This is a genomic window from Chryseobacterium herbae, assembly GCF_025154075.1.
GTDB classification, from domain to species: domain Bacteria; phylum Bacteroidota; class Bacteroidia; order Flavobacteriales; family Weeksellaceae; genus Chryseobacterium; species Chryseobacterium herbae.
On record NZ_JAOAMU010000002.1, the window covers coordinates 905,513 to 916,797 of the forward strand.

The 11,285-nt window shown below is 36.5% G+C and carries 9 protein-coding genes; 7 read left to right on the forward strand and 2 right to left on the reverse strand.

All coding sequences use genetic code 11. From position 1 onward, the window contains the following. Positions 1–45 precede the first annotated feature (45 nt). The 7 genes from N0B48_RS10080 (at position 46) to gcvP (ending at position 9,004) form a co-directional block, all read left to right on the forward strand. Positions 46–504: a DoxX family protein gene (locus N0B48_RS10080; protein ID WP_259838668.1), complete on the forward strand. Its 459-nt coding sequence runs from the start codon at positions 46–48 to the stop codon at positions 502–504. Positions 505–686: 182 nt separating this feature from the next. After that, positions 687–2,693, forward strand: a complete 2,007-nt coding sequence (locus N0B48_RS10085; protein ID WP_259838669.1) for a S9 family peptidase — start codon at positions 687–689, stop codon at positions 2,691–2,693. 457 nt (positions 2,694–3,150) lie between these two features. Further along, entirely contained in the window at positions 3,151–3,729 is a 579-nt protein-coding gene (locus tag N0B48_RS10090) for an RNA polymerase sigma factor (protein WP_047451537.1), read from the forward strand. A 13-nt stretch (positions 3,730–3,742) separates the two neighbouring features. Next, entirely contained in the window at positions 3,743–4,075 is a 333-nt protein-coding gene (locus N0B48_RS10095; protein WP_090022282.1) for a hypothetical protein, read from the forward strand. A 90-nt stretch (positions 4,076–4,165) separates the two neighbouring features. Next, entirely contained in the window at positions 4,166–4,432 is a 267-nt protein-coding gene (locus N0B48_RS10100; protein WP_259838670.1) for a hypothetical protein, read from the forward strand. A 435-nt stretch (positions 4,433–4,867) separates the two neighbouring features. After that, complete coding sequence (locus tag N0B48_RS10105; protein WP_259838671.1) at positions 4,868–5,515, forward strand: J domain-containing protein; 648 nt, start codon at positions 4,868–4,870, stop codon at positions 5,513–5,515. A gap of 630 nt (positions 5,516–6,145) precedes the next feature. After that, on the forward strand, positions 6,146–9,004 hold the full coding sequence (gene gcvP / locus N0B48_RS10110) for an aminomethyl-transferring glycine dehydrogenase (RefSeq protein WP_259838672.1): 2,859 nt from the start codon (positions 6,146–6,148) through the stop codon (positions 9,002–9,004). Positions 9,005–9,076: 72 nt separating this feature from the next. Here gcvP and N0B48_RS10115 read toward each other — a convergent pair whose 3' ends face one another. Together N0B48_RS10115 and N0B48_RS10120 are read right to left on the reverse strand one after the other, a co-directional pair. Further along, entirely contained in the window at positions 9,077–9,226 is a 150-nt protein-coding gene (locus N0B48_RS10115) for a hypothetical protein (protein WP_259838673.1), read from the reverse strand. A gap of 211 nt (positions 9,227–9,437) precedes the next feature. Then, positions 9,438–10,898, reverse strand: a complete 1,461-nt coding sequence (locus tag N0B48_RS10120) for a S41 family peptidase (protein WP_259838674.1) — start codon at positions 10,896–10,898, stop codon at positions 9,438–9,440. Between the last annotated feature and the right edge of the window lie 387 nt (positions 10,899–11,285).

Genomic DNA, 11,285 nt, shown 5'->3' on the forward strand with positions numbered 1-11,285 from the left:
TGAGAAGATACAGTATCTTTCTAATTACTTTTAATAAATAACAATATGAAATTATTAAGCATCCTTTTCGGAACATTTCTTCTCGCTTTAGTGGTGACGTTCGCCATCCAGGGAAAGCCTGATTTTCTATTTTCCGGGAATCTGGGAATGGCTGTGTTCATTGTATTCACTGGGTTTTCACACTTTAAATTTCAGAAAGGAATGGCGATGATGATTCCTGAATTTGTACCCGGCAAAATGTTCTGGGTTTATTTCACGGGAGTTCTTGAAATTGCAGCCGGAATAGGGTTGATGATTCCATCCATACGGGAAATAACCGCTATACTGCTGATCATTTTTTATGTTCTGGTTTTCATGGCCAACATCAATTCATCAAAGAAAAATATCAATATTTTCAAAGCAGACTACACCGGTCCCGGCATGAATTATCTTTATAAGGAGCGAATTCCGATGCAAATTATTTTAATAGCTTGGACATTTTATTTTGGAATTTATTTAAGTTAATGATTGCTAGGAAAAAAAACATGAATACCATTTTAATACTTGATGATTTTCTATAAATGTATTTTTTTAATGAATGAGTTATGATTTATGTAACATATTGAGATTAAGCACGTCATATTAAGTAAAGATTTTTATTATTTTTAAAATCTTATTTACACAGTTTAATCTTAAAAACATAAGTTATGAATCTAAATGCAAAATTTTTTGGTGCGGCTCAGATCGTACTGTCAGCAATGATGATGAATGCACAGACTTCAACGGCTAAACTGCCGGGCGACCCTACGCTTCCCTCTTCCAAAGAGACCCTTGACAAGTTGATTTCCTATGATAAAGGAAACTTCAAGTACAAAGTAGAAGACTATTTCGCAAAACCGAATGCCTCACAATTTAAAATTTCACCGGACGGGGAATACCTTTCTTACAAAGAAAAAGACGCGGATAAAAAGAATCACGTCTATGTAAAAGAACTGAAAACGGGGAAAATTACGAAAGCTATTGTAGAAAAAGATGATCTTATCGGGAGCTACGGCTGGCTGGATAAAAAAAGAATGTTTTTTACTCAGGATAAAGGAGGGAATGAAAATACCCATTTGTACGCCGTGGATATTGATGGAAAAAATCTTAAGGATTTGACTCCTTTTGATGGTGTAACCCTCAATTATGCAAATATAATTAAGGACACCGAATTCGTGATTGTGGCCCTGAACAAGAACAATAAGCAGATCTTTGAACCCTATAAAATCAATTTCAATACAGGTGAAATGACCCAGCTTTATGAAAATAAAGATGTTAATAACCCTATTGACGGGTACATTTTTGACAAAAAAGGCAACCTCAGAGGATACACAGTTCTGGAAAACGGATTGACTACAAAAACATATTATAAAGACTTAGATACGGGAAAATTTAATCTTATTAAATCAACGGACTGGAAAAACACCTTCAGTATTATTGGGTTAAATGATAATTCAAAAAATAAAGATGAAGCGTATGTGGCGACCAATTTAGACAGTGATAAAAACCGGATCGTGCTTTATGACCTGAAGAAGAATGCCATTATAAAAGAAGTTTATTCCAATCCTGTATATGATGTAAGCTCATTAAGAACGGCACAGAAAAACAGGAATTATGAACTGGATTACATCAGCTATACCGGCGTTAAAAGTGAAATAGTTCCTGTCAGCAAATTTTATAAAGAAGTTCACGACAGATTAAAATCTGAATTTAAAGAAAAGGAATTTTCAATAGTGTCTTCTGATGAAAATGAAGATAAGCTGTTGGTCGTAGTTGGAAGTGACAGACTTTATGGGACTTATTATGAATATAATACAAAATCCAAGCAGATAAAACTTCTGTACAACCTGATGCCTCAGCTTAAAGAAGAGGATATGGCAGAAATGAAACCTATCGAGTTCAAGAGCAGAGATGGCCTTACCATCCGTGGATATATCACAATGCCTAAGGATGCGGTGAATGGTAAAAAAGTTCCATTAATTGTTAATCCTCACGGCGGCCCTCAGGGCGTTAGAGATGAATGGGGATTCAATTCTGAAGACCAGCTTTTTGCAAGCAGGGGATATGCTACACTGCATGTGAATTTCAGGATTTCCGGAGGTTATGGAAAAGAATTTAAACAATCCGGATATAAGCAGATAGGCCGTAAAGCCATGGATGATGTGGAAGACGGAGTAAAATATGTGATAGAACAAGGCTGGATTGATAAAAATAAAATTGCGATTTACGGAGGAAGCCATGGAGGATATGCAACTCTGATGGGATTGATTAAAACTCCGGATCTATATGCCTGCGGTGTAGACTATGTGGGAGTTTCCAACATTTTCACATTCTTTGAATCTTTCCCTGAATACTGGAAACCTTACAAAGAAATGATGAAACAAATTTGGTATGATCTTGATAATCCGGAAGAGGCGAAAATAGCTAAAGAAGCTTCTCCAATATTCCAAATTGATAAAATCAAGAAACCTCTATTTGTAGTTCAGGGAGCTAATGATCCGAGAGTGAATATCAATGAATCAGATCAGATTGTCAAAGCGATGCGTGCAAAAGGAGTTGATGTTCCATACATGGTAAAATATGATGAAGGGCACGGATTCAGAAAAGAATCAAACAGTATAGAACTGTACAAATATATGATGGGCTTTTTCGCCGAAAATTTCAACAAGAAATAATACTGATTGAATAATTATAGGAACGGAGAGTGTAATGCTTTCCGTTTTTGTTTTTAAGAGAGGTTAGAGATTAGAAGTTAGAAATTAGTGGGGATAGAGACAAGGATCAAGAGCCAAGATGCTAGATATTAGACATCAGACATCAGACATCAGACATCAGACATCGGACATCAGATTGAGGTAGAGGTTTAGGTTGACGGGAGATTAAGAAGAGATTATTTGATATTCAAATAGTCAAAGTTATAATCTATTAACTCGCAACACGAACTCCGTATTATATTTTTAATGTTCCGGTTTAGATATTTTACTCTAAAACTCTAAAACTCTAAAACTCTAAAACTCTAAAACTCTAAAACTCTAAAACTCAGAAACCCGCTCTACAAAAGAAAATCTCAACAATCAATAATTTTTTTTAAATTTATTAAAGTAAAACCAAAAGACAGATCGTCATAGCAATATGGAGGTTGTCGAAGAAATAACAATGCCACAAGAGGAGAAAGCAAGTATCATCTCACAAACCGTTTCAAAGTACGGAGGAAAGCTGATGTCTTATATTCGTCCGAAAGTGAAAAACACCGAAGATGCGGAAGATATTCTGCAGGAAGTGTGGTTCCAGTTCAGCAGTCTGACCAATCTTTCGGAGATTGTGAATGTCGGCGGCTGGCTGTACAGAGTGACTGCGAATAAAATCACAGACCGTTACCGCAAGAAGAAAACCGAAAATCTTGAAGATTTCGTGTATGAAGACGAAGATGGAAGTTTTTCTATCAAGGATATCTTATTGCTGGACGAGAGTGCCGGACCTGAAGTCAAAATGTTTCAGGATGAGATCTGGAAAAAGCTGTTCGAGGCATTGGATGAACTTCCTGAGAAACAAAGGCTGGTGTACGTAGAAAACGAGCTGAACGACAAAACACTGCAGCAGATCGCTGACGAACAGGGAGAAAATATCAAAACCATTATCAGTAGAAAAAATTATGCTGTGAAGCATTTAAGAAACAGACTGAGAAGATTATACGAAGATTTAAATAGTTAGTAAAGAAGAAATTATGAATCATAAACACAAAAAAGGCTGGATTTTTTTATTCTTATGTCCGCCGCTGATCTTATTGGCCGTTACATTTATTGTAATGTCGCTTTGGAACTGCCTGCTTCCTGAGATCCTGGGTGTAAAATCCATTACATTCTGGCAGGCGATGGGAATACTGGTCTTAAGTAAAATCCTTTTTGGAGGTTTCCATTTCGGAAAAGGAATGAGAGATTTCAAAGAAAGAAAAATGAGACAGAGAATGGCTGAACTGTCCCCTGAAGAAAGAGAGAAATTCAAGGAAGTTTGGAGAGATAAATGTTCAGGAGGATTCTTCAACAAAAACAACGGATAATTTAAAAATTTTAAGAAGTAGTAAAGTAAAATTGAAATTCATCCGTCTCTATAAAAAACAAGAAGTAGTAAAATTTAAAATTTTGAAAAAATGAAAAATTCAGCATTAAAAGGAGCTCTTGGAGCATTAGCTGTTGTGGGCATTGCATTGGCTGCCAAAAAAATAGCACAGAGAAAACGATTTATGAAAGGTATTTTTAACGAATACGGAATCAAAGAAAGATCACCTTTCGGTCTTGCAGACAGAATCAGAGAAATGAATGATGAGCAGTACCAGGAACTGAAAGGGAAATTCAAAAAAGAATTCTCTTCAAGATGTTGCAGAAAGGACAGTAAAGATAATACTGTAGAAGCATAAGAACACAATAACTAAATTGAAATTGTTTAGTTCCGGCGCGGGAAGCAAAGCTTCCCGCGCCGGAATTTTTTTATAGGGAAAGGTGGCTTCGAGTGCCTCAGCCACCAGAAAAGTAAGGAGAGTTCATGATCACTAGAAAAATAAGGGATTTCATAACTACAAAATAAATATCTGAATGTTTTGAATTTTGCTGAGTAAAACGCTTTCGTGAACTTAAAAACATTAAGCTTATCAAAGAAACTTTGCAGACTCTGCTATAAAAGAATCACCCTGTTACGCACACACCACAACAGCATTGTGGCCATTTGTGAAAACATTTGTGTCATTCGTGTTTAAAAAAACATAATGTATACCGAAAACCTTAGCATTTTACTGAAATATTCCCCTAAAGAATAAACCCGAAAAAAAAATAATTCCTTATTTTTGCCTAGCTCAATGAAAGATTACTACTATTTTCTCGGGATTTCTCCGGATGCTTCAGAAGAAGACATCAAAAAAGCCTATAGAAAGTTATCTTTAAAATATCATCCCGATAAAAATGACAACGATGATTTCTTTGCCGGACGTTTCCGCGAGATTCAGGAGGCTTATGAAATATTGAGTGATTCTGGAAGAAGACGTACGTACGACCAGAATTTAGAGAACCATCAGAAAAGTTTCAGGTATAATATTCCGCCAAGCATTAAAACGTTTACGGCGAATAAAATTCATGCAAAAAAAGGGGAGGAGATCATCATCAACTGGCAGACGAGCAATGCCGATGTGGTGAAAGTATTGCCTTTCGGTCTGGAAAAGCCTTTTGGAGAAAGAATCTTTAAGATTACAGAATTTAAGGACGGGAAATTTCAGATTTTGCTTCATGCAACCAATTCTCTGCTGCACAAAACGGCAGTACAGGGAATCACCATTACGGAAGTCTTTGAGAATGACGGCACTCAGTTTAAAAGCAGCGTAGAGGAAATGTTCAAGCCTCAGCCCAGAACACGGATCAATAAATCAGGCCAGCCAAAGATCATGATGCTGATCTGGGGAATTATTATTTTGGCAGTGGCCATCTATTTTTTAGTCAGGAATTTCGGCTAGTTTAAGCCATTTTTTTTCTTCCAGGACACTTTTTACATCTTTTCCCTTTCTTGAATTTCTTACAACAAGATTTCTTTTCACAATACATATCTTCATTATTAAATGCAAATACAGGAGCTAAAGGCGGTACTTTGAATGGGACAATCATATTCATGTTGCAAATATATTAATTTAGAATAAATATAATTAATAAAATTTCATAAAATTGACAAGGCCTGTTGATCAGCGTATTCAGCGACAATTGAGTATCTTGTTTTGGATGGAAAAAGAAGATTTTTGAGCATTTGACTTCCCGAAAAGTGAGATAACATACCATTTGAAAATTTCTGATTTGAGATTTATTTCAATGAGTCTAATGATTATTCCTGACCAATTATTAACTCAATGTGTACTCATTTTAAACATCAATCGTATAAATTCTAAGTTTTGATGCAGATTTAATAAAGCATTAAAATAGAGAATGAAAAATAAACGGATTAAATTTTAATTATTAAACAGATAATGGAGTGATTTATTTAATATATGATATAGATTTTCTTTATTGTTTTGACAATTTTGAACTGTTGTACAATCGTTTAAAAAAACGTAATTTTACGAATCTTTTTTACGAACAAAATCTAATAAATAAAAATGAATACAGAACAGTTTGTGAGCCGTCACATTTCCCTTAATGAAGCCGATAAACAGGCAATGTTGGAAAGATTGGGCGTTTCAAGTATTGAAGAACTAATTTCTCAGACCATTCCTTCTTCTATCCGTTTAGAAAAGGATCTTGAGATCTCTGCACCGCTTTCAGAATACGAGATGCTGAACCATTCGAAAGATCTGGCATCGAAGAATACTGATTATACGAGCTACATTGGTTTTGGATACCACAATACACTTTTGCCATCAGCTATTCAGAGAAATATCTTTGAAAACCCAAGCTGGTATACGGCGTATACTCCTTATCAGGCTGAAATTGCACAGGGAAGGCTGGAAGCGCTTCTTAATTTCCAGACGGTAGTGTGTGATCTTACAGGTTTCGGACTTGCTAATGCTTCTCTTTTGGATGAATCTACAGCTGCTGCCGAAGCAATGCACATGTTCTTTAACAACAGAACGAAGGACCAGAAGAAAGCCAACGCCAACAAATTCTTCGTTTCCGATCTTGTTTTACCTCAAACAGTTTCCGTTTTAAAAACGAAAGCTGAAGGTTTAGAAATCGAAATCGTGGAAGGTGACCACAAAACGCACGAGTTTGACGGAAGCTATTACGGTGTTTTATTGCAATATCCTGGAAAAAACGGTATCGTTTTAGACTATACTGAAGATATTGTAGACTATAAAAAATTAGATTTACAGGTGGTTGTAGCTTGTGATCCGATGGCTTTGGTTAAATTAAAATCTCCGGCTTCTATGGGTGCTGACTGTGCCGTAGGAACTTCTCAGAGATTCGGTATTCCATTAGGTTACGGAGGACCTCACGCTGCATTTTTCTCTTGTAGAGAAGATTACAAAAGAGATATTCCGGGAAGAATCATCGGGGTTTCTCAGGATATGTACGGAAAACGTGCATTGAGAATGGCGCTTCAGACCAGAGAGCAGCACATTAAAAGAGAAAGAGCGACTTCCAATATCTGTACAGCACAGGTGCTTCTTGCTGTAATGGCTGGAATGTATGCGGTTTATCACGGTCCAAGAGGATTAAACTATATCGCTGATCAGATCCACTTTAAAGCAAATGCTTTGAAAAACGGTCTTAAAGCATTAGGATATCAGACGGTTGAAGAGCCAATCTTCGATACCGTAAAAATCACGATGAGTGAGGACGAAAAAGGAAGACTGACAAGAATGATGCTTGATCACAAACTTAATCTGAACTATTTCACAGAAGGAGTGGTAAGTATCGCGATCAACGAAAGTACAACATTGGAGAAATTAAATTATCTGATGGCTTCTTTCGCTCAGTTCAAAGACAAGCAGACTTTCAAATTAGAAATAAAAGAAGGATACAGCATTCCTGAGGAGAATTTAAGAAAAGACGAAATTCTTACGGAACAAGTATTCAACAAATACCATACTGAAACGGAATTGATGCGTTACATCAAACGTTTGGAAAGAAAAGATTTATCATTAACGCATTCAATGATTTCTCTTGGTTCTTGTACAATGAAACTGAACGCTGCTACACAAATGTTACCTCTTTCTTGGGATAACTGGGGAGCTATTCACCCATTTGTACCGGTGGACCAGGCTGGAGGTTATCAGGAAATGATCAGAGAATTAGAGAAAGATTTAGCTGAAATCACTGGTTTCGCAGGAACTTCTCTTCAGCCAAACTCTGGAGCTCAGGGTGAATATGCAGGATTAATGGTGATCAGAGAATATCACATTTCAAGAGGTGAAGGCCACAGAAATGTAGTATTGATTCCTCAGTCTGCACACGGAACCAACCCGGCTTCTGCAGCAATGGCAGGAATGAAGATTGTTGTGGTTAAAAACCTTGAAAGCGGAGAAATTGACTTCGATGACTTGAAAGCTAAAACAGAACAGCATTCTGAGAATTTATCTTGCGTAATGATCACCTATCCGTCTACTTACGGATTCTTCGATGCGAACATTAAAGAAATTACAAGCTTAATCCACGAGCACGGTGGACAGGTATATATGGACGGTGCAAACATGAACGCTCAGGTAGGATTTACAAGTCCTGGAAACATCGGAGCAGACGTTTGTCACCTGAACTTACACAAAACTTTCGCGATTCCTCACGGAGGTGGAGGTCCTGGAGTTGGTCCTATCTGTGTAGCTAAGCACTTAGTACCTTTCCTTCCTTCCAATGCGAATATCAGAGTCGGTTCTAAAGAAGCGATCGAAGGTATTTCTGCAGCCCCTTATGGTTCTGGTTTGATCCTTAACATTTCTTATTCTTACATTAAAATGCTAGGAACAGATGGATTGAAAAAGGCAACAGGACATGCGATCATGAATGCTAACTATCTTAAAGAAATTTTAGCAGAGCACTTCCCGATCTTGTATTCAAACGAGAGTGGAAGAGTAGCTCACGAATGTATCGTAGACTTCCGTCAGTTCAAAACTTTAGGAATTGAAGTAGCTGATGTAGCGAAGAGACTAATGGATTATGGATTCCATGCTCCAACCGTTTCTTTCCCTGTAGCAGGAACATTGATGATTGAGCCGACAGAATCTGAAAGCAAGTCTGAAATCGACCGTTTTGCAGAAGCATTAATCTCTATCAAAAAAGAAATCGACGAGATTGCTAATGGAGAAGCAGATCAGGCCAACAACGTCCTTAAAAACGCTCCACACACTGAGCAACTGGTGATCTCGGATTCTTGGGATAAACCATACAGCAGAGAAAAGGCAGCTTATCCACTAGACTGGGTAAGAGACCACAAATTCTTCGCTTCCGTATCCAGAGTTGATGAAGCTTACGGAGACAGAAACCTAGTATGTACTTGTGAGCCGATTGAAGCTTATATGTAATCATTGACTATAAATATAAGACACCCGTTTAGATTCTAAACGGGTGTTTTTTTGTTATATTTTTATTTTCTCTTACCTTCTTCGATAGCTGTATGCTACAAGAAGCGCAACAGCCATGGCACCAAAAGTGACCATTGAAACTGTTTTAATGGATAGCTCACTGTCTTTTGCTGATGATGTATTTTGAGATTTCTCACATGAAGACAAGAATACTACTGTCATGAATAGACAGCCAAAGAGTAATTTTTTAATCATAGTTATATTTGTTTGGTTCTTAATGTTTTAAGAGCAAAAAATATACCGGATATTCGTTTGGGATAAGAATTCTATATGCAGTAAATAAGAAATATTGAAAAAGATAGATTTGAGATTGTAAATAAAAACCCTTCTCAAAACAGAAAAGGGTTAATTATTTTATATAGGAATAACAATTTTATTTCCCGTTAAGTACACCATTCACATAATCCGTCCATTCATACACCGGAATGCTTCTGTCCAGATAAAAGTCAGGCTGTAGTCCTTTTGCATCGATCGTAAAATCAGGAATACGCATACTTCTAGAAAGGGAATAGCCTAATTCAAATTCCTTACACGGCGAAGGAACATAATACATATTGGAAACATCCAAAACACCAAAAGTTGTAGTTCCGAACAGCTTCACTTTCTTACTTTGTTTGGCTGCAAGTAAAAATTGCTCGTCGGTACTCCCGTTTCTTTGATTAATGATAATTCCTACGTTTTTAGGATAAGGATAAATGGTATCAAACTTAGTGATGCTCACAATACTTTCATTGAGGTTGACAAATTTTCCCTGTTCCTTTTCCAGGGTGTTAAATGAAGATTGGGCCCATTTTTTATTCTCTTCACTGAATCCGTATTCCGGTTTGTTGATGAAATCCAGCATTCTCTGATTATTCAGTTTTGTAGAAAGATATTCTACGCCAACAGTTCTGATCGGATTAGTGTAAATCAGAGGAAGGATTTTACCGTAACTGGCATCGCTTCCTCCGGTTCCGTTTCTGATATCAATAATAAGGTTTTCAGTAGAGGTGATTTTATCTTTGTTGGCAGTAATGACACTGTCAATTTTTTGCTTTTCAGAAGCCTGGAAAGAAGGGATTCTTAAGTAGAGTGTTGTTTCGTTTAATTTTTCTATATAAGGTTGGTTGGCGCCTATTGATTTAAAATATTGTGCATATTTTGGCTCATCGTCAATCTTAGGATAAACTCTTGAAAGGCTGAAATCCCCGATTTGCAAATGATTTTTTCCGGTCAGTGTGATCTCTTTAGATTCCACTGCTGAACGATCACGCATATAATAAACAGAGCTCATTTTACCCTCTGAAGAATTGAGTTTCAGTTTTACCTGGCCTTTTGTCCAGGTTTCTGCCCCAGATTCGATGATAAATCCTACATATTGATTTCCCACTTTTTTAATTCCGATGGTATAAGGTTCGGTTACCCAGATTCCTTCGTAGTCGGATGTTTTCTTTTTGTCCAGATACTTTTTAAAATCCTGTGTTTCTACAGCTAAGGTTTCCCAATTGACAGATGGGCTTTCCTGTTTTACGTTATTAGCTGTCTTTGGTGTTTCCTTGTTAATAGGCCTTATCGCAATATGTCCGGAACGGAAAAAAGATAACCATTCGTAAAGAACAGGTCCGCATTCAGTATAGGTTTTTATTGATTTTACTTTCTCGGCTATGGTTTTATTATGGGCTTCGTAGGCCTGATTGCCTTTTTGCTTGAGTGCATATTCAAAACCTGCATCGTTGGCTTCAAAAGTTTTCTTCACCCATTCATAATTTTTTGTACAATCACAATTCTGAGCGTAGACTGATGTGGTTAAAAATGTAAATAAAGAAGATATTAAGACGGCTTTTATTTTTTTCATGAGCTTAATTATAGTATAAGAACATCCGGTTTGCTTTAAATATTACATGCTTTTAATTTCATTTAGGTCGATGTATCAAATCAATCCGAATTATATGGCGCTAAAAATAAATAAATATCTAATGAAAAGCAATTTTTTAAATCCTGTGCTTGTGAGAATGACGGTATTTGTGTTTTCTTGAAAAATATATACAGAAACTAAGAACGCACCAGATAAATACTGATGATATTTTGATGACCAAAAATTAAACACAAATTGCACAAATTCGTTTCACAAATAGCACAATTTGATCTCCAAAACCAATACATTCAACTCTAAAACTCTAAAACTCTAAAACTCTAAAACTCTAAAACTCTAAAACTCTAAAACTCTAAAACTCTAAAACTC